The following is a 24,716-nucleotide window of genomic DNA, read 5'->3' as shown; positions in this document are numbered from 1 at the left end:
CACGTCGGACATACACCCTCATATCGGCGCCGCCGGGCGACCTGCCGGACACCGTTCCGGCCCCGCTCCGACGGCACCCGGAAGAAGCTCCCCATGTCCGCCGTTCCGAACGAACCGCACGAAGACATCCTGCGCCTGCGCGTGACCGCCAGGGACCCGGAGACCCTGCGCGCCGTGCTGCGCGAAACCCGCTCCGACGTCGGCGGTCGGCCGCGCGTCGAGGCGGACGGCAGCATCGGCATCGACGTCTATGCCACGGCCGCCCAGGTGCCGGCCCTCGAACGCGAGGGCGTCACCGTCACCTGGACCGGCAACGCCAGTGAGGCCGGGCGCGCCGCCCAGGCCGACATCGGGTCCGGCGACCGGTTCGCCCCCGACGACGCCGTCCCGCGCGGCCTGGCCGCCAAGTTCACCGGCTGACCCGGGAGGCCCGCCATGCCGTACCTGAACGTCACCGAGGTCGAGTCCGCCGTGACCAGCCTGGCCACCGCCTACCCCGACGTCACCCAGCTCCTGACCCTGCCCGAACCCTCGTGCGAGGGCCGCACCTCCCACGCCCTGCTGATCGGCGCCCCCGCGGCGCTCCCGAAGCCGTGCGTGATGATGATCGGCGGCGTCCACGCCCGTGAGTGGGGCAGCTGCGAGATCCTCGTCCACCTCGCCGCCGACCTGCTGGAGGCCCACCGCGACGGCACCGGCCTCGGCTACGGCGGCACCACCTTCGCCGCCGGCCAGGTCAGCGACCTGTTCCACCGGATCGACCTGGTGCTCTTCCCCCTGGTCAACCCCGACGGCCGGCACTACAGCCAGACCGTCCGGCCGATGTGGCGCAAGAACCGCAACACCGCCTACACCGGCGGCAGCCACAACCCCGACTGCGTGGGCGTGGACCTCAACCGCAACTACGACTTCCTCTTCGACTTCGTCACCGCCTTCGACCCGGCCGCCGACGCCCGGGTGTCCAACGACCCCTGCGACCCGCAGGTCTACTGCGGCCCGAGCGCGTTCTCCGAACCGGAGACCAAGAACGTCCTCGCCCTGCTGGAGAACTTCCCGCGGACCGCGTGGTTCGTCGACGTGCACAGCTACTCGCAGGACATCCTCTACAACTGGGGCGACGACGAGAACCAGTCGGACAACCCCGACATGAACTTCCGCAACGCCGACTTCGACGGCAAGCGCGGCCGGCCCGACGACCTCGCGTACGCCGAGTACATCCCCAAGGAGGACGAGGACGCCGCCGTGCTGCTCGCCGAGGCCTTCTGCCAGGGCCTCAAGGGCGTCCGCGGCCTGGCGTACAAGCCGATCACCGGCTTCCACCTCTACCCGACCAGCGGGACCAGCGACGACTACGTCTACGCCCGCCACTTCGCCGAGCCCGACCAGGGCAAGGTGCTCGGCTTCACCGTCGAGTGGGGCACCGAGTTCCACCCGCGGTGGGCGGAGATGGAGGAGATCATCCGCGACGTGGACGCCGGGCTGGTGCAGTTCTGCCTGGCCACCACCTGACGCCGGCCACCACCTGACCGGCCCCCGGACCGCAGTGCCCGACAGCAGGGCGCCCGCCACGACCGATCGTGGCGGGCGCCGTGGGCTTGCGGTTGCCGGGCGGCCCGTGCGGGTGCTCGGGCCGCCCGGCGGAACTCACGCGGCCCGGTGGAAGAAGAACGGGTCGATCGACGGCGCGATCCTGGTCACGCCGTCCGTGCTGAGCAGTTGACGGGTGGTGAAGTTGGCGTTGCGCTGGTACGTCACGCCCACCGGGAAGTTGGCCCGGTCGGGGGTGTTGTTGCCGGCGAAGATGCCGTAGAAGTCCTTCCCGACCGTGACCATCCGGATGTAGTCGCCGAGGTAGGGCAGTTGGTTCCCGGCCGGCGGGACGTCGCCCGGGGCCTGGTGCAGCACCTGGCTCTCCACGGTCCGGAAGCCGTCGTCGCTGAGTTCCAGCACCGTCGACCACTGGTTGTGGGTCAGCTGCTGGTAGACCAGCCCGACCAGGCCGTCGGAGTTGACGGCGAAGGACGGGTTCTTGCCGTTGACCACGTCCGGGCGGGCCGTGGACCAGGTCTGCCCGCGGTCCGCCGAGTGCAGGGTGTGCAGCACGTAGTCGGTGGGGACGGCGCCGCCGAGGTTGTCGCAGTAGGCGACCCAGACGCTGTTGGAGTCCGTGGGGTCCACCGCGATCGACAGGTCCGCACCGGTGCGTTCCTGGCCCAGCGTCCGCTGCTGCGGGTTGAACCGCACCTTGCGGCCGCTGACCGCGCGTTGGCCGACCTCGCCGTCCGCCGAGTCCAGGAGGTCCTCGAAGGGGCTCGGCCCGACGCCGCCCTTGTCGTCGCGGGTCACCACGACGTCGAAGGTCTTGCGGGCCCGGTCCAGCGGGGCTTCGGCGGTGATGCTCATGAACACGATGTAGACCGTGCCGTCCGGGTGCGCGGCGATCCGCACCGGCGGGCCGTCGAAGACCACCCCGGACCGCCGGTCGAGCCGGACGGGGGCGAAGCCGGCCGGGGCGGGCCCGGTCCCGGCGTCGCCCGAGACGTCCACGGTGGCGGTGTTGGCCGGCGAGGCGAAGTCGTTGCTGCCGACGTACACCCGGTCGTTGCTGTGGCCGTCCGCCGTGACGCTGACGGCGACGACCCACGGCTGGTCCTCGTCGGTCCGGTCGACGAGCACGCCCATCGGGGTGGGCGAGGCGATGTTCGGCGCGCGCAGGATCTGCATGTCGCCGGTCCGGCCGTTGAGGATGCCGGTGTAGAGCCGGCCGCCCCGCGAGCCGAAACCGATGCTGATGTCCCCGGTGCCGAGGCTCCCGTTGCCCGGGACGACGCTGTTCAGCACCCAGGTGTTCCCTCCGTCGGCGGAGACGTACACCGGGGCCAGCGGGCCGCCCATCGGATCGGGGGTGAAGGCGGTCGCGACCATCTGGTCCGGGTTCTCCGGGTTGACGGCCAGATTGGGCTCACTGTCCAGGAGCCGGTCGCCGCTCAGCGCCTTCGGGGTGATGTTGACGACCTTGATGGTGGGCATGTCGGCTCACCTCCGTTCCTGGAGCACGGCGAGCTTCTGCGCCGGCTGGTAGTCGTCGGGGTCGAGCAGCTGGAACGGCGCCCGCTCGGCCAGGTCGCCCCGGGTGGCGTGCAGCAGCCACAGGCCCAGCTGCCCGGCGACCGGCTTGGGCACCTGACGCCAGCGGATGTCCGTGCTGCTCGGGTAGACGACGGTGGTCCGGCCGGGTTCGACCTGGCCGGACTCGACGTGCGAGACGTCGATCACGGCACGCCACCACTGCGGGGCGTGCTCGGAGTACGCCGGCAGGCCGAGGTCCTCCAGAGCGACCACCGTGCCCACCACCACGGCGTCCGCCGTCGCGGCGTGCTCGGCGATGTCCTGGTTGCGGATCCGGCGCTGCACCGACGAGAAGGGCAGCTCGTCGGCGGTGGTCGCGGCGAGCGCGACATGGGTCTGGACGGCCTCGGCGGGCAGCCGGCCGATCTCCCGGACGCCCAGGCCCTCGCCGTAGACCAGGCCCTGGGTGAAGAACGCCGCCGAGTCGCCGACCTGCAGCAGGTCGGCGTCGGCGGCCAGTTGGACGGTGACCTCGCTGCCCGCGAGCTGTCTGAAGGCGTCGGGTGCGTGCAGCACCTCGTCCACCTTCACCACGGCCGTCCGTTCGTCGCGGTCCTCGGCCGGGACCGCCGCCAGCGAGGTGCCGCCGACCCGGGTCACGGTGCCGCGGAAACTGAGCGGGGCCTGCCGGACGAGTTCGGTCAGCCGCTCGCGGCCGACGTCCGGTGTTGGGTCGTTCATGACGGTCCTCCTTACACCGTCAGCGCGCGGCGCGGACCGAGGACGGGTGCGCCCGACGCCACTCGATCCGCGCGCCGAGCAGGCAGGCGGCGGTGACGGCGGCCGCCAGCGCGACCACCAGCCACTCCGCCGCACCGCTGCCGGCGTCCGGGTCGATGCCGAGGAGCGTCTCGATCCACTGCGGCCACACCAGCGTGAGCAGGAACAGCAGTCCGGACAGCCCGCCGACGGCCGTCTCCAGCCAGAAGCGGGGCCGGACCGGATGGGATTGCCGGAAGGGCATCACTGCGCCTCCCCCTTCTCTCCGACCGCCCGGGCCGCGCGCGACGCGGCGCGCGCCGTTCCCGTGCCGCCGCGCCGTGGCGGCGGCACGACCCGGCCGGTCCGGCCCGGGGCGGGGGTCGCTCCCGTTCGGCGCCGCCGGTCGGGGGCGTGGTCGCCGCGGGAGGTGGTTGCTTCGATCCGCAGCGTCGGGGCTGCGGTGGGAGTGCGCGGGGAGGGGCTCGCGGTGTCACCCTGCGTGCCGGTCCGCCTACGCTGTACGCCTACGAGGCACACGTACTTCGTATACGAGTCTGCTCGCACTCCGTGAGCAGGTCAAGGGTGGAACGGGCCCTTCCCGGAGGCCGGCCGACCGCCGCCGCGGTCAGACCCGGGCGCCCAGCATCCGCAGCACCAGGTCCCCGTAGCGGCGCCCGAGTTCCTCCGGCGCCTCGGAGGAGTTGTCGGTGTACCAGCGGGAGACGTCGATGCCCAGCGAGGTGACCGCACGGGCCGCCGTCCGCACCTCCGCCACCTGGAAGTCCCCCGCCGCCACGCCCGCCTCGATCAGCGCGCTGACCTCGCGCTCGATGTCCAGCCGCAGCGCGGCGACCACCGCGTAGTCGTCCTCGGGCAGCGCGTGCAGCTCGTAGTTGACCACCCGGCCGACCCTCCGGGCCCGGGCGTGCCAGGCGGTGAACTGCTCGACCAGGCGCCGCATCCGCTCGGCCGGGCCGCCCGGGCCGGCCGCCGCGTCCCGGACCAGGGTCAGCGTGGCGGCGTGCCCGGCCCGGCTGATCTCGGCCAGCAGCGCGGCCTTCGACTGGTAGTGGATGTACAGCGCGGCCGGGCTCATCCCCGCCGCGGTGGCGATGTCCCGGGTCGTGGTGGCGTGGAAGCCGCGCTCCGCGAACGACTCGACGGCGGCCTGGAGCAGCCGGTACGCCGCTTCCGGGCGGGCGTCGGCGCCGGGCAGGGTCGGCCAGAGGTCGGCGAGCGGGGTGCTGGTCATGGCGTCATCCTCCCAGAGAACTCGTACAGGCTTTCCCGCCGACCGGCCTGCCGGACCGCCCTGCGGACCGGGCCTGGGCGGACGTCCGACCGGCTGTTGACAGGCTCCCGCACCGACAGCATGCTGAGCAAGCGCTTAGTCAGCAGCTGGAAGAGATCCTCGCACGAAAGGCAGGACGCTCCGTGGTGCACTCCTTCAAGGGCCGGGTGGCCGTCGTCACCGGATCGAGCCGGGGCATCGGCCTCGGCATCGCACGCGAGCTGGTCGACCGCGGGGCCAGGGTCTGCCTCACCGCCCGCAACCCGGAGCCGCTGGCCGAGGCCGTCCGCGACCTGGGCGGGCCGGACAACGCGATCGCCGTCGCGGGCAAGGCCGACGACCCGGCGCACCAGGAGGAGGCGGTCGCCCGCACCCTGGAGGCCTTCGGCCGGCTCGACCACCTGGTCAACAACACCGGCATCAACCCGGTCTACGGGCCGGTCCTCGACACCGACGAGGCCGCCGCCGCCAAGATCCTCGCCGTCAACGTGCTGGCCCCGCTGGCCTGGACCCGCCGCGCCCACGCCGCCTGGATGGGCGAGCACGGCGGCTCGGTCGTCAACGTCGCCTCCATCGCGGGCATCCGCTCCTCGCTCGGGATCGGCATGTACGGCGTCAGCAAGGCCGCGCTGATCCGGCTCACCACCGAACTCGCCGCCGAGCTGGGCCCCCAGGGCATCCGGGTCAACGCCGTCGCCCCCGCCGTGGTCAAGACGAAGTTCGCCCAGGCGCTGTTCGAGGGCCGGGAGGAGGAGGTCGCCCAGGCCTACCCGCTCGGCCGGCTCGGCGTCCCCGAGGACGTCGCCGGCGCGGTCGCCTTCCTGCTCTCCGCGGACGCCGGCTGGATCACCGGACAGACCCTGGTCGTCGACGGCGGGGTCACCCTGGGCGGTGGAATGTGACCGCCTCGGCGTTCGACGGCCGGGGCGTGGTGGTGACCGGCGGCGGCCGGGGCATCGGCGCCGCGCTGGCCCGGGCCCTCGCCGCGGCCGGCGCCCGGGTGGTGGTCAACGACCAGGACGCCGCGGCGGCGCGGGCGGTGGCGGCGGAGTGCGCGGGCGCCGCGCTGCCCGGGGACGCCGCCTCCGCCGAGGGGCTGGCCGACCTGGTCGGCCGGGCCCGCGCCGAACTCGGCGAGATCGACGTCTGGTGCGCCAACGCCGGCGTCGCCCCGGTGGGCGGGGCCGACGCGCCCGCCGCGGCCTGGGCGAGCGCCTGGGAGGTCAACGTCCTCGCCCATGTCCGGGCCGCCGAACTGCTGCTCCCCCGCTGGCTGGAGCGCGGCGAAGGGCGCTTCCTGGCCACCGTCTCCGCCGCCGGACTGCTCACCATGCTGGGCTCGGCCCCGTACGCGGTCAGCAAGCACGGCGCGCTGGCCTTCGCCGAGTGGCTCTCCGCGACCTACCGGCACCGCGGCGTCCGGGTGCACGCGCTCTGCCCGCAGGGCGTGCGCACCGACATGCTCGCCTCCACCGGCGCCGTCGGCGAGGCGCTGCTCGCCCCGACCGCGCTCGACCCGGCGGACGTCGCCGAGGCGGCGCTGGAGGGGATGCGCGCGGAGCGCTTCCTGCTCCTGCCGCACCCCGAGGTCGCCGACTACTACCGCGTGCGGGCCACCGACCCGGACCGCTGGATCGCCGGGATGAACCGGCTCCAGCGGGAGCTGGAGAGGAGCGAGGCGCTGTGAGGGCCTGGCAGGTGGGTGAGCTGGGCGAGCCGGCCGAGGTGATGCGGCTGGCCGAGGACGTCGCGCGGCCGGTGGCCGGCCCGGGGCAGCTGCTGGTCCGGGTCCGGGCGGCGGCCGTCAACTTCCCGGACGCGCTGATGGTGCGCGGGCAGTACCAGGTCCGCCCGCCGCTGCCGTTCACGCCCGGGGTGGAGCTGTGCGGCGAGGTGGTGGACGGCGCCCGGCGCGGCGAGCGGCTGATCGGCAACCCGGTGCTGCCGCACGGCGCCTTCGCCGAGTACGCGCTGCTGGACGCCGCCGCCGCGTTCCCCGCGCCCGAGGCGCTGGACGACGCCGAGGCCGCCGCCCTGCACATCGGCTACCAGACCGCCTGGTTCGCGCTGCACCGGCGGGCCCGGCTGCGGGCCGGCGAGACCCTGCTGGTGCACGCGGCGGCCGGCGGGGTCGGCAGCGCGGCGGTCCAGCTCGGCCGGGCCGCCGGGGCGCGGGTGATCGCCGTGGTCGGCGGGCCGGAGAAGGCGCGGGCCGCGCAGGCGCTCGGCGCCGACCTCGTGGTGGACCGCCGGGAACGGGACTTCGTCGCCGCCGTCAAGGAGGCCACCGAGGGGCGCGGCGCGGACGTGGTCTTCGACCCGGTCGGCGGCGAGGCCTACACCGGCTCCACCCGGTGCGTCGCCTTCGAGGGCCGGATCGTGGTGGTCGGCTTCGCGGCCGGGCAGATCCCCGCCCCCGCGCTCAACCACGCCCTGGTGAAGAACTACTCGATCCTGGGCCTGCACTGGGGCCTCTACAACACCCGTGACCCGCGCGCCGTCCGCGCCGCCCACGACGGACTCACCGAGCTCGCCGCCGAGGGCGCCGTCCGACCCCTGGTCAGCGCCCGGGTGCCGCTGGCCGCCGCCGCGGACGCCGTCCACCGCGTCGCCGCCGGGCTCAGCACCGGCCGGATCGCCGTCCTGGGCGACTGACCCGCCGCGCCGCCCGGAGCGCGGCCGGGGCGGGGCCGCGACGGCCCCGCCCCGGTTCGGCGTCACCCGCCCCGGCTCGGCGTCAGTAGACCAGGATGTCCCAGTGGCTGCCCTCGTTGCAGTACAGGTTGCCCGAGGCGGCCTTCCACTGCGGGTAGCCGTCGCCCCGGTAGCCGATGTAGGTGAAGCTGTTCTGGATGTAGCCGTCGATGCAGGAGTTGCGGCTGATGTCCACCTTGTAGCCGTTGTAGTGGCTGTAGGTGCCGGAGGCGTGGCCCACCTCGGTCCCGCCCGTGATGTTGATGGCGCAGCCGCTGGCGCGCTTGAGGGTGATGACGGCGTCGACCGTGCCCGAGTTGATCTGCTCGAACGAGGTGCAGGTGGAGTTGGACCTGGTGGTGCAGCCCCCGCTGGAGCTCCAGGTGATGCCGGCGCTGCTGAACTGGGCGGCGGCCGTCGCCTGCGACAGCTTGGTGCCGCTCGCGACGGCCGGGGGCGCCGCGACGGCGAGGCCGGCCACGGCCAGGGCGACGACGGTGGCTGCGGTGCGTGGCTTCATCTGCATCTCCCGGTGAGGATGGCGTTTCTCCGAGCAGGCTCCGAGGACCGGCACCGCACCAGGATGGCGCAGCGCCGTCTATGCGGGTAGACCCCGGTCCGTGAATTTCGGGTGACGGGGGGCGGCCTTCGGTGCGTCGCCCCGGTCGCCGATACGGCTGCGGCGGGGGCGGGAGCACTGTCAGGATGCGGGGATGACACCGTTTCAGCCGCCCGCACCGGCGCCCGCTCCGGCGCCGACTCCGGGCTCCACTCCGGCGCCCGCTCCGGCGTTCGCACCGGCGTTCGCACCGGCGTTCGCACCGGCGTCCGCGACGCGCGGGAAGGCCGGGACGTCGTAGTCACCGCACCTTGACCGAACGACGGAAGCCCGGGGGGGCGTCGTGCTCACTTTCCACCTGTCCAGCGGCGATATCGGCCGCGTCCGCATGGCCGAGGGGCTCGACCCCCTCTGGGAGGTCACCACCAGCCTGTACCTGTACCAGAACCGCGAGGCGAACCTCGCCTTCGACGCGTGGCGCCGCCAGGTCACCGAGCGCATCAGGCGCGGCGGTCTGGAGCGCACCGTGGCCGCGCTGGCCCGGCTGTTCCCCATCGACGGCTACGCCCCGGACTTCCTGATCCCGCGCCAGGGCGGCACCTCGCTGGAGGAGGGGATCGACCAGGTCCTGTCCACGCCCCGCCGGCAGATCGCCGCCCAGCTGACCAGGTACGCCGGGTACCGACCGCAACTGCCACTGTGGACCAGGAAGTTGGCCGAGGGCGAGCTCGGCGCCCTGAAGGCGCTCGGCGCCGCGATCCGGCAGTACCACCGGATCGCCATCGCGCCCTACCGGCCGCGCACCGAGCAGGCCGCCGACACCGACCGCAGGCAGCGGATCCGGGCCGTGCTCTCCGGCGGCGCCGAGGGGCTGCTGTCCAGCTTCGACGAGGACGTGCTGCGCTGGCAGGACGGGACGCTCTCGGCCTCCTGCGCGGTCGACTGGGAGGTGCACACCGGCGGGCGTCCGCTCACCCTGGTCCCGTCGTTCTTCAGCGCGCACCCGGCCGCCGTCGTCGACGAGGACCTGCCGCTGACCCTCACCTACCCGGTGGCCCGGCCGCTGAGCTGGCTCGCGCCGCCGTCGACGGACGGCTCCCGCGCGGCGCTGGCCCAGCTCGTCGGCCCCGCCCGGGCGCGGATCCTCCTGCTGCTGGACGACGGGCTGAGCACCTCCCGGCTGGCGGCGGCGCTCGGCGTCTCCCCCGCCACCGCGAGCTGGCACACCGCCATCCTCCGCGACGCCGGGCTGATCACCACGTGCCGGGAGGGCAGGGCGGTGTGCCACCGGCGCAGCCGGCTCGGCACCGCGCTCCTCGACGGCGATCCGGAGCCGGCGGCGTGAGGGCGGTGGCCGGGCCCGGCTTCGAGGTGCATCGAAAGGATGGCCCGGACGCACCGCTCCCGGTGAGACTGGCCAGGCCGCGGCCGTCACACCGCCGCGGCTCCCAGGGACCGCGGCAACCTGCCCGCGGTACGGGCGATTTCAGGAGAGTGACCCCCATGCGAAACCCGCGCACCCTCGCTCCCCGGGCCGGCGCCGTGCTGGCCGCCGCGCTGATGGCGGCCGGACTGCTGGGCGCGACCGCTGCCCAGGCCGCACCGGCCGGGACCTCCGCCGGGGCCCCCGCGGTGAGCGCGACCGCCGCCGTGTCGAACGCCGACCAGACGGTCGTCCAGGGCACCGCGGGCCTGAGCCGCGGGCAGAGCTGGTCCTCGCCCGACGGCGGCACCGTGCTGTACCAGCAGGGTGACGGGCACGTGGTGCTGTACCACAACGGGGCCGCGATCTGGACCGCCCAGGGCACGTACGGCATCGGCAGCTACTTCTACATCCAGGCCGACGGCAACCTGGTCGCGTACGACGCCGCCATGCGCGCGGTGTGGAACGCCCAGACCTGGGGCCACCCGGGCGCCTACCTCGCCATCCAGAACTCCGGGAACATGGTCGTCTACTACGGAAGCACGCCGCTGTGGTGGTCCAACTTCCGCCCCGGCGGCAGCGGACCGGTCGACCCCGACCCCGAGTGCACCCCGACCCCGCACCGCCTCTGCCCGTAGCCCGTACGCGGGCGGGCGGTGCGGGAGCCCGCACCGCCCGCCCGCGCCGTGCGACGCCTCACCGGCCCCCGGCGATGACCTCCAGGGCCGGGCGGGGCTCGCGGCCGAGCAGGGCCGCCAGATCCCCCGCCCCGCCCGGGCCGGCGAGGAAGCCGTGGGCGATCGCCGAGTAGGTGCCCACCAGCATCGGCACCTGGAAGGCCGGCGCGCCCGTGGCCCCCACCGCCGCCCGGGTGTCGGCGAGCCGTCCCGGCCGGTACTCGGCGCCGAGCGCCTCGGCCAGCTCCGCGCCGCCCAACGCCCGCTCCCCCACCAGCTCGTAGGTCCGGCCCGCGTGTCCGGCGGGCGCCAGGGCGACGTTCACCGCCGCCTCCGCCAGGTCCGCCCGGGCCACCGCCGCGAGCTTCCCGTCCCCGAGCGGAGCGCCGATCACCCCGTCCGGGCCCGGTGCGGCGATCGCCCCCAGGAACTCGGCGTACAGGCCGTTGCGCAGCACCGTCCAGCGCAGCGTGGCGGACTCGCGCAGCCGCCGCTCCGTCCAGCGGTGGGCGAGGGCGTAGGGCAGGTGGTCGCCGTCGCCGGACAGACTGGTGTAGACGACGTGCTCGACGCCCGCCCGCTCCGCCGCCTCGATCGCGGCGCCGTGCCGGGCGATCACCACGTCGTCCTCGGCGGCGCCGGCCGAGATCAGCAGCAGGGTCCGCACCCCGGCGAAGGCCCGCGCCAGGGTGTCCGGCCGGTCGAAGTCCACCAGTCGGGCCGGAACGCCGTCGGGCACCTTCTCCGGCGTCCGGGAGCCGGCCGCGACGCCGTCCCGCCCGGCGAGCCGCTCCAGCACCAGCGCGCCCAGGCCTCCGTTGACTCCGGTGACGAGCAGCATGGGGTTCCTCCAGGGGTGATCGGTCGTCGGCTACCCGACCATCCTCGATAGCCTGGGCGTCCGGCGTAAGGAGGCACATTCATGTCAGCAGGGCACACCGCGGTAACCACCCCTCGCCCGGTGGTCTGGTGCGAGGACGGCGTGGACTGCGGCATCCGCGACCTGCTGGACCGCCTGGGCGACAAGTGGTCCGTCCTCACCGTCGTCGAACTCGCCCAGGGCGTACGGCGGTTCCGCGAGCTGCAGCGCGCCCTGCCGGGCATCTCGCAGCGGATGCTCACGCTGACCGTGCGCCGCCTGGAGCGCGACGGCGTGGTCTCGCGGACCGTCCACCCGACCGTCCCGCCGCAGGTGGAGTACGAGCTGACCGCGCTCGGCCACAGCCTGACCCACCTGGTGCGGGCGATGGCGGACTGGTCGTACGACCACCACGACGCGATCGTCTCCTCCCGCCGCGCGTGGGACGAGGCCAACCCGGGCTCGGAGCTCCGCTGACCCGTTCGGGCGGACTCCGGCGACCGCGGGAATGACCGCCCCCGTAAGGCTGTTGTGGCTCTCCGACCGGCAGACGACCGACGGTGGGGGGCAGGCGATGGCGCACGAGGGCAGCGGCGTTCACGGGACGGTGGCGGCGGGGCGACCGGCTCCCTCGCCCTCGCCGACCCGGATAGCGGCCTCGCCTACGCGTACACCCGCCGCCGCTTCGGCCTGCCGTCGGGGTACGGCGCGGGGCCGGAGAACCACCGGCTGATCACGGCCGCGGTCCGGGCGGCCCGCGGCCGCTAGGCCGGGACGCGGCCGGGCGGCCGGCGGACGCTGTGGCCGGGGCGGCTACCGCTCGTACGCCATCTCCGGGAAGCGCGCCGAGGGCCCGTCCAGCAGGTGGTCGTCCTGGCCGCGCAGCCAGCGGTCGAAGAAGGACGCCACGTACGAGCGGGTGGCGAGTTCGGCCCGGCCGGGGCGGATGTCGCCGACGTCCTTGCGCAGCTGCTCGGCGTCGAGCACGCCCTGCCGGGCGAGCTGCGGCAGCAGGGGCTGGGCGTCGGTGTACGAGCCGTGGCGGGAGCCGGTGAGGGTCACGTCGGCGTGCCAGCCGGTGCTGTGCTGCCACAGGGCGTTCCAGCCGGGCTGGTTCCGGTAGCTCCCGGAGTCGTCGCTCCCGGTTCCCATCAGCAGGAACGGCCGGTTCAGGCCGTCCTCGGCGACGCTGGGCAGAGTGACGCCGGTGTGGCCGTCGGGGCCGGGGAAGTGCAGCTGGCCGTCCATGTTGACGCCGGCCGCGATCCGCGGGTCGTCGTGCATGGTCTGGAGCGCGGTGAAGCCGCCCGCCGACTGGCCGACCATGCCGATCCGGCCGAGGTCCAGCGCCCGGGCCACCCCGGCGGGCAGGCCCGGCCGTTCGCCCAGCCCGGCGAGCTGGTCCAGCACGAAGCGGGTGTCGGCGACCCGGGTGTCCATGGCCTTGCGCAGCACCGCGCCGATGTCCAGCCCGGGCTGCCCGAGCATGCCGGGGAGCACCGAGGGGGCCAGGTCGCCGCCGGGGAAGGCGACTTCGGAGGCCTCGTAGGTATGGTCGACGGTGACCACCACGTAGCCGCGCGAGGCGAGGTCCTCGACCAGCGCCGTCCCCCAGGTGCGCGGGTCGCCGAGGCCGGGCGAGTACAGCACCACCGGGCGCGGGCCGCCGGACAGCGCCGGGGCGTCCCTGCGGGCGTGGGTGCGGATCGCCGACCAGTCGGTGCGGCCGGGCGCGGTGCCGTAGTTGAGCAGGCCGACGCCGTCCGGGCCGTCGAAGTGCTTCCCGGCGGCGGGCTCCATGTACGGGGCGCGGTCGTCGCCGGCGGCCGGGTGGGAGGTCGGGTACCAGAGGCTGACCATCAGCTCGCGCCGCTGCCCGGGGTGCCAGGGGTCCTCCCGTCCGGTGTCGGTGAGGTGCAGCGCGGTGGTCCCGATCGGGTACGGCCCGCTGGGCTCCGGCAGCCAGGCCCGCGCCTGCCGCCCGGTGCCTGCCTCCCCCGGCGCCGCCGCCACCGCTCCGGTCGCGCCGATCGTGCCCACGGCCGCTGCCGCCGCCAGTACCACCGCTGCCACGGCCCGTCCCGGAATGCCCATGGTGTTCCTCCGTCTTCCGATCATCGAACACCCAGGACACTACGGTCGGGGAGGGGGCGCGGCCGTCATACCAGGGGGCCAACCCGCCCCTGAGTACCCGGGTATCACTCCCCTACGGGTACCCGCCCGGGCCCCGCCCCGCGACCGGCCTCGCCCGGGCGCGCGTCGTCCGCGTGCGCCGTCCGACGGAACGCGCCGCGGTACGGCGTCGAACCGCCGCCGGGATACGGCGTCCTCGGCCACCGCCGGTGCTAGCTTCCAGCTGCCGCCCGGCCGGGGCGGCACTCTCGACCGCCATTCGAAGGAGCGACCCATGACCCAGGCCGGCGCGTCCGATTCGGACCACAAGAAGTCGCTGGTGAGGGAGGCAGCAGGCACGAAGACCTGGCGCCACGTCGTCAGGGCGGACGCGGACGCCGCGGCCGCGTACCTCAACGCCGATCCCGCCCAGGGCCCGGGCGAGGCCACCATCGCCACCCGGCCCGACGGGCAGATCGACATCCTCGCCTTCCTGTAGCAGCGGGCTCCCCGCCCTCGGGCCGGTGCCGCGGCACGCCTCCCGGCGCCGCGGCACCGGCCTCGGCGTGTCACCTCAGGCTCCGCCGTTCGGTCCCTGTCCCGCCACGATGTCGGCGAAGACGATCACGAGCGCGCTCTCGCCGTACTTCGCCGTCAGCTCCTCCCGGAAGTCGCCGCTGCGCACCAGGATCCGGTTGATGTGGATCTTGGTGCCGATGGGGAAGGTCATCTCCTCCTCGGACTGGTTGTTCCTGCCGAGCGCCCTTCCCCGGTGGTCCTCCGGGAGGCCGAACTCCCAGACGATCTCCTTGCCGGCGACGTACGTGTGGGTCAACGGATCGCCGTACGTGGTCGACAGGATCGCCGGCCACTCGATCGTCTGGTCGACCGGGACGTAGCCACCGTCCGGGTGGCTCTCCTGCTGCTTGAGGATGCCGCCGAACGACTCGTACAGGTGCTTGCTGTCGCCCCGCACCACGTTGCCGTCCGCGTTCGCGCGGGGCGTCGCGAAGTCGTCCCACACGCCGTTGATCCGGGCGAAGATGTCGAAGGTGTCCGCGAGGCTCCGCTCGTCCCACGCCCCCGTGGTCTGCTCGTCCGCGTATCCCCGCGCCATGGCGACACTGCGCCACGTCTCCAGCACCTCGCGCTCCTTCGACTTGTAGGAGAAGCCGGGGGCGGCGATCTCGCCGGGGGAGAAGCCGACCTGCCCGAGGGCCGCGAGGAGCGGGTTGATCCGGCGGTAGTCGGCGCTGAGGTAGTTCTCGCCGAGGTCGAGGTCCTTCTGCTTCTGCTTGGCCGCGAGGACCGCCGGGTCCAACTCCTGGGCGCGAGCCGCCTCGTACTCCGCGCGGGACGCCTCCCGGTCCGCGACCGTCCCCCACGACTTGTCCTTGAGGGACGCCCGGGCCTTCTTGCCGTCCTCGCCCTCGGAGATCAGATAGGACCCGAGGCTGAAACCGAGGATCGTCTGCCCCTCGATGTCCCGCTCGTCCGTGTGCTTGACGACCGGGGTCCCCTTCGAGAGCTTCGCCGCGAGGGTGCGCTGCACGGGCGCCTCCGCCGCACCGGCCGTCCCCGTCCCGGGGCCGGCCGAACGCTGCACGTCGGACGCGGCGCGCGGGGCCGGACGGCTCATCACCGCGCGGGCGTTGGCCTCGGCCTCGCGTTCGAAGCGGTCGGAGGGGTCGGAGACCTTCAGCCCGGCGCCGTTGTCGGTACCGCTGACCGGCCCCTGGCGCTGCTGGATGACATGGGTGAGCTCGTGGGCGAGGGTGTGGGCGTCGGCCCCGCCCTCGCCGATGACGACGTGGTTGCCGGAGGTGTAGGCACGCGCTCCGACCTCGGCGGCGGAGGCCTTCGCGGCGCCGCCGGTGTGGACGCGCACGTCGGAGAAGTCGGCGCCGAGGCGGGACTCCATGTCCGCACGGGTGGCCTGGTCCAGGGGCCGGCCGGGGCCGCGCAGGACATCGTGGACGGAGGAACGCTGAACGGCCGGGGCGGCGGCACGCTGGACGGCGGGGCCGTCGAAGCCCTCGTGGCCGCAGCCGTCACCATGCCGGTGCTGCTCCTCGTCCGGGCCGTGGCCGGCCCGGCGGAGCATCTGGACCACCGCCGCGTTGCCCACGGTGCCCTGGAGGGCGAGCAACCCCGACCGCGGCTGCCCGGCCCGGGCGGGCGCGCGCCTCGCTTCCTGGCCCGCCCTGGCCCCCGTGGCTTCCTCGTTCTCCCGCTTGCGCATTGGGCTCAGCCCCTCCTGGGATCGTCGGCAACCTCCCACTCAACCCGACGGCCACGGCGCGGCGGAAGGTCCTCCAGGGCAGACTCGGGGGCCCCCGCGACGGTCTCCCACGGCACTTCCGTACAGGCGGCACGGCATCAGGGTGCGGTACGCCCGCTCCTGGCGGGACGTCAGCCGACGGCGCTTCAGTGCGACCAGAGCGGGTCGTCGTGCATGAGCAGGATGTCCGGGTTGCCCAGGCGGCTCGGCGGCCCCCGAAAACCGGTGGGCCGAGGGGCTGTCCGCCGACATACTGGGGCGGTTGTCCCGTCGCCGGAGGAGATGCGCCCGTGGAGGATCCGCAGTTCACCGCGCTGGTGACCGGAGCCGGGAACGAGGGGCCGGATGCCCTGCGGGCCGTCAGGGCGGTGACCGGGCTGAGCCTGTGGCGCAGCAAGGTGCTCCTGGGCAGTGCCCCTGCGGTGGTGCTGGAGGAGGTCCCGTTCGACACCGCCGTCGGCGCGGCCCGGCGGTTGCGGGAGGCTGGTGTGCCCGCGGTTGTCCGGTGCACCTGGTGCGACCGAACGGTGCCGGGGGACGAGGCGCCGCTCGACCCGGGCCCGTGTGCGTCCCGCTCCTGGCCGTCGGCCCATTGCCTGGCGAACTCCCTCACCAGCTGCGGCTGCGAGAGCTGCGCCGCCTACGGGCCCATCCGACTCACCCTCTGAACGCCCTGGCGCCCCTGAGGGCGGCACGGGGCGCCGGAGGGTCAGCACGGGTGCGCCGCGGTACCCGGGCCGTCGAGCGGCGACGGGCCCAGGACCGGAGCACCTCCCGCCGGGCATCGGTGACGGGTGACGGCGGGAGCTTCGGACCAGGACGGCTCGCACCCGGCCGACGCCGGATCTCCGGATCAGGTCACTGGCGGTACTTCCGCAGCTCCCGGCGAGCCAGGGAGCGCTTGTGCACCTCGTCCGGGCCGTCGGCCAGCCGCAGGGTGCGGTTGCCGGCCCAGAGCTGGGCGAGCGGGGTGTCCTGGCTGACGCCGGCGGCGCCGTGGGCCTGGACGGCCTTGTCGAGGATCCACTCGACGGTGCGCGGGGTGGCGATCTTGATCGCCTGGATCTCGGTGTGCGCACCCCGGTTGCCGACGGTGTCCATCAGCCAGGCGGTCTTCAGCACCAGCAGCCGCAACTGCTCGATCCGCACCCGGGACTCGGCGATCCAGTCCTGCACCACGCCCTGCTCGGCCAGCGGCCTCCCGAACGCCACCCGCTCGCCGGCCCGGCGGCACATCAGCTCCAGCGCCCGCTCGGCGATGCCGATGGCGCGCATGCAGTGGTGGATCCGGCCGGGGCCGAGCCGGGCCTGGGCGATGGCGAAGCCCGTCCCCTCCTCGCCGATCAGGTTCTCCACCGGGACGCGGACGTCCTCGAACAGCACCTCGGCGTGGCCGCCGTGGTCGGCGTCGTCGTAGCCGAAGACCGTCATGCCGCGCTTCACCGTCACGCCCGGGGTGTCGCGCGGGACGAGCACCATGCTCTGCTGGCGGTGCGGCTCGGCGGCCGGGTCGGTCTTGCCCATCACGATGAGGATCCGGCAGTCGGGGTTCATCGCGCCGGTGATGTACCACTTGCGGCCGTTGACCACGTACTCGTCGCCGTCCCGTTCGATGCGGGTGGCGATGTTGGTGGCGTCCGAGGAGGCGACCTCGGGCTCGGTCATCGCGAAGGCGGAGCGGATCCCGCCGTCGAGGAGCGGGCGCAGCCAGCGCTCGCGCTGCTCGGCGCTGCCGAACTGGGCGAGCAGTTCCATGTTGCCGGTGTCGGGCGCCGCGCAGTTGAGCGCGGGCGGCGCCAACTGGATGCTGCGGCCGGTGATCTCGGCGAGCGGGGCGTACTGGAGGTTGGTGAGTCCGGCGCCGAGCTCGCCGGGCAGGAAGAGGTTCCAGAGGTTCTGCTTGCGGGCCTCGGCCTGGAGGTCGGCGACGACCGGGGGGACGGCCCAGGGTTCGCGGTCCCGGTCGGCGAGTTGGGCGGCGAGGACGGGCTCGGCGGGGTACACGTGCTCGTCCATAAAGGCGAGCAGCTGCTCGCGGAGTTCGTTCGTCCGGGCGTCGTAGGCGAAGTCCATCGGTGTTCGGTTCTCCTTGAGGGTGCGCGGGCCTTGGGAGCTCAGGCGTCGAGGGGTGATCAGGCCTTGAGGGTGCCCAGCCCGTGCCGGGCGAGGATCGGGGCCATCTCGCCGGCGCGCTCGAAGCCGGCGCCCAGGGTGCGGCCCTGCTGGAAGCGGAAGTGGATGCCCTCGGCGACGGCGGCGAGCTTGAAGGAGGCGAAGGCGACGTACCAGTCGAGGTCCTCCGCCCGGCGGCCGGTCGCGTCGGCGTAGCGGGAGACGATCTCGTCCGGCCCGGGGAAGCCGGGGGCCGTCATGGCGGAGGGGATGATGCCGCCGCCGACGCCCGCGAGTTCGGTGTACATCACCAGGAGGCCGACGTCGGTGAGCGGGTCGCCGAGGGTGGACATCTCCCAGTCCAGGACGGCGGCGATGTCGTCGTCCGTGTCGACCAGCACGTTGTCCAGGCGGTAGTCGCCGTGCACCAGGGCGGGCGCGGGTGAGGCCGGCAGCCGCCGTCCGAGGAGGTCGCCCAGCCGGTCCAGGTCCGCCAGGTCGCGGCTGCGGGAGGCGGCGAGCTGCTTGGCCCAGCGGCGCAGCTGGCGCTCCAGGTAGCCGTCCGGGTGCCCGAAGTCGGCGAGGCCGACGGCGGCGGGGTCGATCCGGTGCAGGGTGGCGAGGGTGTCGACCAGCCTGCGCCCGAGCGCGTGCACCCGCTGCTCGCCGAGGGCGGCGAGCGGGGCGGCGTCCCGGTGGGCGGTACCGGGGACGTACTCCATGAGGTACCAGGGCGCGCCGAGCACGTCCTCGCCCTGGTCAAGCAGGAGCGTACGGGGAACGGGGACGCCGGTGTCGCGCAGCGCGGTCATCACCCGGTACTCGCGGCTCATGTCGTGGGCGGTGGCGAGGACGTGCCCGAGCGGGGGCCGGCGCAGCACCCAGCGGGAGACGCCGTCGCCCAGGACGTACGTGAGGTTGGAGCGGCCCCCCTCGATGAGGTCGGCCCGCAGGGCCCCCTGGAGGGTGCCGGGCAGCTCGCGCTCCAGGTGGGACCGGAGTCGGGCCAGGTCCAGGCCGGGCGGGTCGGCGGGGGTCTCGGCCATCGGGCGGCTCCTCCAGGCGGGGTCTCGTTGACTAAGCGCTTGCTTAGCATTCAGCCGCGGGCGTCCGCTGTCAATGCCACCATGTCGATGCCGCCCAAGGTCGCTCAAGACCGCACATCCATGCCGTACCCGGAACCGCTCGACGAGCACGGCGGTGGCCTCGGAGTCGGGTGCGCCACCGGTACCGGCCGGTTCCGTTCACGCGTGGAGGTTGACGGAATCGATCAGACCGGGAAGATCATTTTTCCGCTGAGGGATCCGCGGAACATCCCCTACCCTGCCGGGGTGGCTGGAATGAGGATCATCGTGTGCCTGCCCGGTGCGGACGCGACCAGGGTGGACGAGGCAGTCGCGGAGGCGATGCGGCCCTTCGCGTCGGACGGCGCGGGCGCCGTGGAGCGGGATGTGTGGGACAGCTACCGGATCACCGGCGGCGGAGGGCTGCCCGTCCTGCCCGGCCACGAGGACGACCCGCGCCTGGTCGCCGGGCGACCGTTCCCCGACGGGACGCCGGACGGAGCGGAACCCGGCCTGTGCGCGGGTGGACCGCGCGAGCTGATCGACTTCCGCGACCGGCAGCGGACGGAGGCCGCCGAACACACCGGCCTGGTGTGGGACCGCTGGCGGGAGGTGGCCGCCGAACACCCCGTCGCGCACGGCGAGTCTGTGTTCTACGGGCGCCACCTCGCTGACGGTGGAACCCGGGCGTCCTACCCGGGCTCGCGGGAGGCTGTCGCCTACCGGGCGCAGCCGGCCCTACGCGCCTGGGCCGAGGTCGCGCCGGCCCTCGAACGGCGCGACCTCGGCGACCACTTCACCTTCGACTGGGACCCGGTCGGCATCGGCGAGCGCAGCCGCGAGGAGTTCACGCTGGCCTACGCGTTCAGCCTGCTGCCGCCGCGCGGTGTGCTCACCCTCGGCGGATGGTGGTGCGACGGTGACGAGGAGCCGCTGCACGGGGCCTGCCGGGGCCGGGCCACGTGCGACCACGAGCCGGAGGTCGCCGGCAGGCACCAGGATCTACTGGCCTACCTCATCGGCCTTCCCGGCGACACCCTGCTGGTCAACGTCCGCTGCCACGTGTGAGTCGAGGGGGCCGCTCCGTCGAGGGGGCCGCCCCCGGCTCAGCGGGGTTCGGCGGGCTGCGTGGCCCCGGCCACGCCGTAGATGGTGATGGCGGGCGCGGGGACCGAGCCGGGAGCGGCGGTCGCGGCACCGGCGGCGCCGACGGCGATGCCGGTGACGACGCAGGCGAGCACCGCGGCGGCTCCTGCGGCGGAGGCGAGCCGACTCCGGCGGGTCGTGGTCGCCGGACGGTCCAGCGGGCGGTAGTACGTCCTGTTCATGGCACACCAGTCCAATCGGGAAGGTCCACGGAGGTTCATGGGGCTGATGCGACCCTAGCCGGGACCGGAACGATTGGGTACGGAGCGCCGTGGCCATGCCACGAACTTGGCCGGAAAGCTGTGCGGCGCGCCCCCCTGGGGACGGATGTCGCCGAACTGGACGACGAGACCTCCGTCCTCGAACCCGACCACCGACCGGTGCTCCGCGCCGCCCTCCAGCGCGTCCTGGACCGTCACGCCGGCGCGGTTCCGGCGGAGCATCCGCCTTGTGACGTAGGGCAGTTGCTTCCTCCCCCGTACCCTCCGCAACCGTGCCGGACCCGCCTCGACAGAGGTCGATCAAAAGTGTTCTGATGATCACATCCATCGATCGTCTTCAGAACGCCGTCTGATCGAAGATCAGAGAAATGGGGTCCGGTGCGGACTGCTCGCAGCTCGGCCATCCTGCTGGCAATGGGGGTCCTCGGGGCCTCCGCCCTCGCGACAGGATGCTCCGGCGCGCAGAGCAGACCTTCCGCCGCCACCGGCACCACGCCTTCCACTCCCGCCGCGAGCACCACGACGGAGGCCCCCGCGCCGCCACCGCCGCCCGCTCCCACGCCCACCTGGGACGGCCAGGTCAAGGTCCTCGGCGACGGCTCCACCTCCGACACCGGCCCACAGCCCAAGCAACCCGTGCCCGAGCGGCTCAAGCCCGGCGAGAAACCGCCGCAGTTCGTCGTCTTCTCCTGGGACGGCGCTCTGGAGGGCGACGAGCGCCTGTTCTCCCACTTCCGCAAGCTCGGCGTGGAGAACAACGCCCAGATGACCTTCTTCCTGACCGGCCTCTACACCCTCCCCAAGTCCAGGAGCACGCTCTACCAGCCGCCGCAGCACAAGGCCGGCGAAGCCTCCATCGACTTCGCCACCGACCCCCACATCAAGGACACCGTGGAGCAGCTGCGCCTGGCCTGGCTGGACGGCAACGAGATCGGCACCCACTTCAACGGGCACTTCTGCGGCCCCAAGGGCGGCGGCGACTGGAGCACCGAGGAGTGGAAGAGCGAGCTCGACCAGTCGGTCTCCTTCGTCACCAACTGGAAGACCAACACCGGTCTCAAGGACCTCCCCCCGCTGCCCTTCGACTACACCAGGGAACTGGTCGGCGGCCGCGCCCCCTGCCTGGAGGGCCAGAAGAACCTGCTGGCGGCCGAGAAGGCGGCCGGCTTCCGCTACGACGCCAGCTCCCCGGGCGAGTTCCAGGTCTGGCCCGTCAAGAAGGAGGGCATCTGGAACTTCCCGCTGCAGATGCTCCCCTACTCCGGCAAGTCGACCCAGAGCCTCTCGATGGACTTCAACTTCCTGGCCAACCAGTCCGGGAACACCACCAACGGCGACCCCAAGAAGTACGACACCTGGGAGAAGGAGACCCGGGACAGCTACCTCGCCGGCTTCGAACGCGTCTACAACGGCAGCCGCGCCCCGCTCTTCATCGGCAACCACTTCGAGTCCTGGAACGGCGGCATCTACATGCAGGCCATCGAGGACGTGATGAAGAACGTCTGCAAGCGCGACGGCGTCCGCTGCGTCTCCTTCCGTCAGGTCGCCGACTGGCTGGACGCCCAGGACCCGAAGGTCCTCGACAAGCTGCGCCAGCTCGACCCCGCCCAGCCGGCCGACTGGTCCCGCCTGGTCAAGTGACGCGGCGGCCCCGCATGGGCCTGGGCCCTGGACCCTGGGACCTCGACCCCCACGGTCATCTCCAACGGAGATGACTGACATTCCGAAGCATCTCCTCAAATGAGGAAGCAGCGGGGGCGGATCAACGCTCGTACCTGCGGGACGGCAGCGAGGAGGCTGCCGTCCGTCCCGCCCCCGCCGGAATCCCCGGCCCGCTGCCACGAGTAGGTGCACATGTCCGCATCGCCGGATCTCCCGACCGCCGCGCGCCAGCGCGAGACCGCGACCGCAGGCGCAAGCTCGACCACGACCGCAGGCGCGAGCACGACCGCCGCTCCGGCTGCCGCCCCGCACGGCGTGCCGGGCTGGCTGATCGCGCTCTTCGCCGTCGCCTCCGGCATGACGGTCGCCAACCTGTACTACGCCCAGCCCCTGCTGTCCTCGCTGAGCGAGGTCTTCCACACCAGCACCGCCACCACCGGGGCCCTGATCACCCTCACCCAGGTCGGCTACGTGATCGGCATGCTCTTCCTCGTCCCGCTCGGCGACCGGCTGGAGAAGCGCAACCTGATCACCGCCCTGCTGACGGTCACCACCCTCGCCCTCGTCGCGGCCGGGCTCGCCACCAGCTTCCCCATGCTGCTCGTCGCCTCCCTGATCAGCGGCGCCACCTCCGTCGTCGCCCAGGTCCTCGTCCCCTTCGCCGCGAGCCTCGCCCCCGACCACGCCCGCGGCCGCATCGTCGGCCGGGTGATGAGCGGCCTGCTCACCGGCATCCTGCTCTCCCGCACCCTGAGCAGCCTGGTCTCCGACCTCGCCGGCTGGCGCACCGTCTTCCTCGGCTCCGCCGTCCTGATGGCCCTCCTCGGCATAGCGCTGCGCATCGCCCTGCCCACCCACGCCCCGACCACCACCATCCCCTACCACCACGTCCTGCGCTCCACCGCCCGCCTGGTGCGCACCCACCCCGCCCTGCTGCGCCGCGGCCTCTACCAGGCGGCGATGTTCGGTGCCTTCAGCGCCTTCTGGACGACCGTCTCCTTCGTCCTGACCGGCCCCGGCTTCCACTACTCCCCCGTCGGAGTCGGCCTGTTCGCCCTGGTCGGCGCCGCCGGCGCGGCCGTCGCCCCGTTCGCCGGACACTGGGCCGACCGCGGGCTCGTCCGCCCCGCGACCGGCATCGCCATCGCGGTCGCCGCCGTGGCCTTCGCCCTCGCCGGCTTCGGCGGGCGCAGCGTCGTCCTGCTCGCGCTCGCCGCCGTCCTCGTCGACATGGCCGTCCAGGCCACCCTGATCCTCGGCCAGCACACCGTCTACCAGCTCGACCCGGCCGCCCGGGCCCGCCTGAACAGCGCCTTCATCGCCATGTTCTTCGTCGGCGGAGCAGCCGGGTCCGAACTCGGCTCCGTCCTCTACCACTCCTGGGGCTGGACCGGCGTCACCGTCCTCGGCACCGCCCTGCCGCTCCTCGCCCTCCTCTACTGGACCACCGAACGCCGGCCGGAGGCGGACGCGGGCGCCGGCACGGCGAAGGCCTGATCCCGTCGCGACCGCCGGTCCGTCCTCTCGCCGGGGGCCGGGCCGGCGCCGCCCGCCCACCGCCTACGATGCGGTGACGACCGACAGCACGCCGCCTCCGGACCGGACGGAACGCGGCCCGACCAGGAGTGGACGATGGACCTGCGGCAGATGGAGGTCGTGGTCGCGGTGGCGGACACCGGCGGCTTCACGGCGGCGGCCCGGCGGCTGCACGTGGTCCAGTCCTCGGTCTCCAGTACGGTCCGCGCCCTCGAACGCGAACTGGGCACCCCGCTGTTCGACCGCACCACCCACCGCGTCGCCCTCACCCCGGCCGGCGAGGCGTTCGTCCCCGCCGCGCGGGCGACCCTGCGCGCCGCCGAGCACACCCGCGAAGCGGTCAACGCCGTACGGGGGAAGCTGTGCGGCCGGGTGACGGTCGGCACCATGCAAGGGGTCTGGGCCGGACTCCACCACGCGCTCGCCGCCCTGCGCGCCGAGCACCCGGGCGTGGTCGTGCAGCTGCGTCAGGCCGCCGTCGCCGAGATCCGGCAGGCACTGCGCGACGGCACGGTGGACCTGGCCGTGGTGGCGCTCGACCGCCGGCAGCAGCGCGGGCTCACCACCAGGCTGCTGTCCCGCGAGGACATGGTGCTGCTGGCGGCGCCCCGGCGGGTACTCGCCGGGGCGACCCCGGAAGGCGAGGTGCGACTCGCCGACGTCGCCCGGCTGTCCATGGTGGACTTCACCCCCGGCTGGGCGATCCGCCACGCGGTCGACCGGGCCTTCCGGGCCGCGGGCGTCGACCGCAGCACGACCTTCGAGGTGAACGACATCGTCGCGGCGGCCGAGCTGGTCCGCAACGACCTGGGCGTCTGCATCATGCCCAGGTCGATCGCGGACCGCTTCCCCGATCTCCCCCGGTACCGCTTCGAGCGGCACGCACCGCACTGGAAGGTCATGGTGGTCCGGCCGCCCGGCGAGGCACCGCCGGCGGTCGCCGCGCTGCTGCGGCACATCACCTGACGCCGGGACGGCGGGGCCTCACTGCTGGACACCGGCCCGAAGAACCGGGTCATCCTGCCCGTCGATCCGTCGGATCCGGATCCGGCCCGCGTTCGCGGGGCCGCTGGACGCGCCTCCGGCCGGGTCCGTCCCCTGCGCGGACCCGACCGGCTGCTCGTGCGGCGGGTACCGGACGGGCGCGTCGACCGGGCCTGGGGCCTGGTTCGTGTGCCTGTCCTGTGCCGTGGGGATCGATCCTAGGCAGGGGCGTCTTACCGAATGCTTACCGATTGGCCGGCGACC

General features: G+C 73.7%; 25 protein-coding genes. 14 read left to right on the top strand and 11 right to left on the bottom strand.

Annotated elements, in window-relative coordinates; genetic code table 11:
* The first annotated feature begins 93 nt into the window (after positions 1-93).
* Positions 94-420 carry a hypothetical protein gene (locus tag ACFY0X_RS02485; RefSeq protein ID WP_387747932.1) on the top strand — a complete coding sequence of 109 codons (327 nt, stop codon included), beginning with the start codon at positions 94-96 and terminating at the stop codon, positions 418-420.
* A gap of 15 nt (positions 421-435) precedes the next feature.
* Positions 436-1,509 (top strand): M14 family metallopeptidase, encoded by a 1,074-nt coding sequence (locus ACFY0X_RS02480; RefSeq protein WP_387747930.1) that lies wholly within the window; start codon positions 436-438, stop codon positions 1,507-1,509.
* Between the two features lie 135 nt (positions 1,510-1,644).
* On the opposite strand, the gene ACFY0X_RS02475 is transcribed toward ACFY0X_RS02480, so the two are convergent.
* The 4 genes from ACFY0X_RS02475 to ACFY0X_RS02460 form a co-directional block, all read right to left on the bottom strand.
* Entirely contained in the window at positions 1,645-3,030 is a 1,386-nt protein-coding gene (locus tag ACFY0X_RS02475; RefSeq protein ID WP_387747928.1) for a hypothetical protein, read from the bottom strand.
* 6 nt (positions 3,031-3,036) lie between these two features.
* Positions 3,037-3,810, bottom strand: a complete 774-nt coding sequence (locus tag ACFY0X_RS02470; RefSeq protein WP_387747926.1) for a hypothetical protein — start codon at positions 3,808-3,810, stop codon at positions 3,037-3,039.
* Positions 3,811-3,829: 19 nt separating this feature from the next.
* The gene (locus tag ACFY0X_RS02465; protein WP_387747924.1) at positions 3,830-4,093 is read right to left on the bottom strand and encodes an ABC transporter permease; all 264 of its coding nucleotides are present in this window, start codon (positions 4,091-4,093) and stop codon (positions 3,830-3,832) included.
* Positions 4,094-4,456: 363 nt separating this feature from the next.
* Positions 4,457-5,083 (bottom strand): TetR/AcrR family transcriptional regulator, encoded by a 627-nt coding sequence (locus tag ACFY0X_RS02460; RefSeq protein WP_387747922.1) that lies wholly within the window; start codon positions 5,081-5,083, stop codon positions 4,457-4,459.
* A 182-nt stretch (positions 5,084-5,265) separates the two neighbouring features.
* Here ACFY0X_RS02460 and ACFY0X_RS02455 point away from each other — a divergent pair, with 182 nt between their 5' ends.
* Genes ACFY0X_RS02455 through ACFY0X_RS02445 form a run of 3 tightly spaced genes read left to right on the top strand, consistent with a single transcriptional unit; the run spans position 5,266 to position 7,777 of the window.
* Complete coding sequence (locus ACFY0X_RS02455; RefSeq protein WP_387747920.1) at positions 5,266-6,024, top strand: SDR family oxidoreductase; 759 nt, start codon at positions 5,266-5,268, stop codon at positions 6,022-6,024.
* Positions 6,021-6,809, top strand: coding sequence for an SDR family NAD(P)-dependent oxidoreductase (locus ACFY0X_RS02450; RefSeq protein WP_387747918.1), 789 nt, complete (start codon positions 6,021-6,023; stop codon positions 6,807-6,809). The genes ACFY0X_RS02455 and ACFY0X_RS02450 overlap by 4 nt, the downstream gene beginning before the upstream one ends.
* Positions 6,806-7,777: an NADPH:quinone oxidoreductase family protein gene (locus ACFY0X_RS02445; protein WP_387747916.1), complete on the top strand. Its 972-nt coding sequence runs from the start codon at positions 6,806-6,808 to the stop codon at positions 7,775-7,777. Before ACFY0X_RS02450 ends, ACFY0X_RS02445 begins: the two co-directional genes overlap by 4 nt.
* Before the next feature lie 82 nt (positions 7,778-7,859).
* On the opposite strand, the gene ACFY0X_RS02440 is transcribed toward ACFY0X_RS02445, so the two are convergent.
* Positions 7,860-8,342, bottom strand: a complete 483-nt coding sequence (locus ACFY0X_RS02440) for a hypothetical protein (RefSeq protein WP_387747914.1) — start codon at positions 8,340-8,342, stop codon at positions 7,860-7,862.
* A 376-nt stretch (positions 8,343-8,718) separates the two neighbouring features.
* Between ACFY0X_RS02440 and ACFY0X_RS02435 the strand changes: the two genes are divergently transcribed.
* Both ACFY0X_RS02435 and ACFY0X_RS02430 read left to right on the top strand, forming a co-directional pair.
* On the top strand, positions 8,719-9,720 hold the full coding sequence (locus tag ACFY0X_RS02435; protein WP_387747912.1) for an ArsR/SmtB family transcription factor: 1,002 nt from the start codon (positions 8,719-8,721) through the stop codon (positions 9,718-9,720).
* A 158-nt stretch (positions 9,721-9,878) separates the two neighbouring features.
* Complete coding sequence (locus tag ACFY0X_RS02430) at positions 9,879-10,436, top strand: hypothetical protein (protein ID WP_387747910.1); 558 nt, start codon at positions 9,879-9,881, stop codon at positions 10,434-10,436.
* A 58-nt stretch (positions 10,437-10,494) separates the two neighbouring features.
* Here the strand turns inward: ACFY0X_RS02430 and ACFY0X_RS02425 are convergent, their stop codons facing one another.
* Entirely contained in the window at positions 10,495-11,316 is an 822-nt protein-coding gene (locus ACFY0X_RS02425; protein ID WP_387747908.1) for an NAD(P)H-binding protein, read from the bottom strand.
* An 81-nt stretch (positions 11,317-11,397) separates the two neighbouring features.
* Between ACFY0X_RS02425 and ACFY0X_RS02420 the strand changes: the two genes are divergently transcribed.
* Positions 11,398-11,811 (top strand): winged helix-turn-helix transcriptional regulator, encoded by a 414-nt coding sequence (locus tag ACFY0X_RS02420; RefSeq protein ID WP_387747906.1) that lies wholly within the window; start codon positions 11,398-11,400, stop codon positions 11,809-11,811.
* Between the two features lie 336 nt (positions 11,812-12,147).
* Here ACFY0X_RS02420 and ACFY0X_RS02415 read toward each other — a convergent pair whose 3' ends face one another.
* Positions 12,148-13,428, bottom strand: a complete 1,281-nt coding sequence (locus tag ACFY0X_RS02415; protein ID WP_387747904.1) for an alpha/beta hydrolase family protein — start codon at positions 13,426-13,428, stop codon at positions 12,148-12,150.
* A 313-nt stretch (positions 13,429-13,741) separates the two neighbouring features.
* Between ACFY0X_RS02415 and ACFY0X_RS02410 the strand changes: the two genes are divergently transcribed.
* Positions 13,742-13,945, top strand: a complete 204-nt coding sequence (locus ACFY0X_RS02410) for a hypothetical protein (RefSeq protein ID WP_387747902.1) — start codon at positions 13,742-13,744, stop codon at positions 13,943-13,945.
* 75 nt (positions 13,946-14,020) lie between these two features.
* On the opposite strand, the gene ACFY0X_RS02405 is transcribed toward ACFY0X_RS02410, so the two are convergent.
* Entirely contained in the window at positions 14,021-15,688 is a 1,668-nt protein-coding gene (locus ACFY0X_RS02405) for a DUF4157 domain-containing protein (RefSeq protein ID WP_387747900.1), read from the bottom strand.
* 329 nt (positions 15,689-16,017) lie between these two features.
* Between ACFY0X_RS02405 and ACFY0X_RS02400 the strand changes: the two genes are divergently transcribed.
* Entirely contained in the window at positions 16,018-16,395 is a 378-nt protein-coding gene (locus ACFY0X_RS02400) for a ribosomal protein L7/L12 (protein WP_387747898.1), read from the top strand.
* 190 nt (positions 16,396-16,585) lie between these two features.
* On the opposite strand, the gene ACFY0X_RS02395 is transcribed toward ACFY0X_RS02400, so the two are convergent.
* Together ACFY0X_RS02395 and ACFY0X_RS02390 are read right to left on the bottom strand one after the other, a co-directional pair.
* The gene (locus ACFY0X_RS02395; RefSeq protein WP_387747896.1) at positions 16,586-17,800 is read right to left on the bottom strand and encodes an acyl-CoA dehydrogenase family protein; all 1,215 of its coding nucleotides are present in this window, start codon (positions 17,798-17,800) and stop codon (positions 16,586-16,588) included.
* A 59-nt stretch (positions 17,801-17,859) separates the two neighbouring features.
* On the bottom strand, positions 17,860-18,885 hold the full coding sequence (locus ACFY0X_RS02390; RefSeq protein ID WP_387747894.1) for a phosphotransferase family protein: 1,026 nt from the start codon (positions 18,883-18,885) through the stop codon (positions 17,860-17,862).
* A gap of 294 nt (positions 18,886-19,179) precedes the next feature.
* Between ACFY0X_RS02390 and ACFY0X_RS02385 the strand changes: the two genes are divergently transcribed.
* Positions 19,180-19,971: a hypothetical protein gene (locus ACFY0X_RS02385; RefSeq protein WP_387747892.1), complete on the top strand. Its 792-nt coding sequence runs from the start codon at positions 19,180-19,182 to the stop codon at positions 19,969-19,971.
* Positions 19,972-20,009: 38 nt separating this feature from the next.
* Here the strand turns inward: ACFY0X_RS02385 and ACFY0X_RS02380 are convergent, their stop codons facing one another.
* Positions 20,010-20,231 (bottom strand): hypothetical protein, encoded by a 222-nt coding sequence (locus ACFY0X_RS02380; RefSeq protein WP_387747890.1) that lies wholly within the window; start codon positions 20,229-20,231, stop codon positions 20,010-20,012.
* 453 nt (positions 20,232-20,684) lie between these two features.
* Here ACFY0X_RS02380 and ACFY0X_RS02375 point away from each other — a divergent pair, with 453 nt between their 5' ends.
* The 3 genes from ACFY0X_RS02375 to ACFY0X_RS02365 all read left to right on the top strand — a co-directional run bounded on the left by ACFY0X_RS02375 (position 20,685) and on the right by ACFY0X_RS02365 (position 24,434).
* Positions 20,685-21,911 (top strand): hypothetical protein, encoded by a 1,227-nt coding sequence (locus ACFY0X_RS02375; protein WP_387747889.1) that lies wholly within the window; start codon positions 20,685-20,687, stop codon positions 21,909-21,911.
* Positions 21,912-22,247: 336 nt separating this feature from the next.
* Positions 22,248-23,429, top strand: a complete 1,182-nt coding sequence (locus ACFY0X_RS02370; RefSeq protein ID WP_387748073.1) for an MFS transporter — start codon at positions 22,248-22,250, stop codon at positions 23,427-23,429.
* A 135-nt stretch (positions 23,430-23,564) separates the two neighbouring features.
* Entirely contained in the window at positions 23,565-24,434 is an 870-nt protein-coding gene (locus tag ACFY0X_RS02365) for a LysR family transcriptional regulator (RefSeq protein ID WP_387747887.1), read from the top strand.
* The last annotated feature ends 282 nt before the right edge of the window (positions 24,435-24,716 follow it).

Origin of the sequence: Kitasatospora sp. NPDC001547 (assembly GCF_042894165.1) — a bacterium.
In the GTDB taxonomy this organism is placed as follows: domain Bacteria; phylum Actinomycetota; class Actinomycetes; order Streptomycetales; family Streptomycetaceae; genus Kitasatospora.
This window is presented reverse-complemented; position numbering and strand designations above follow the sequence as displayed.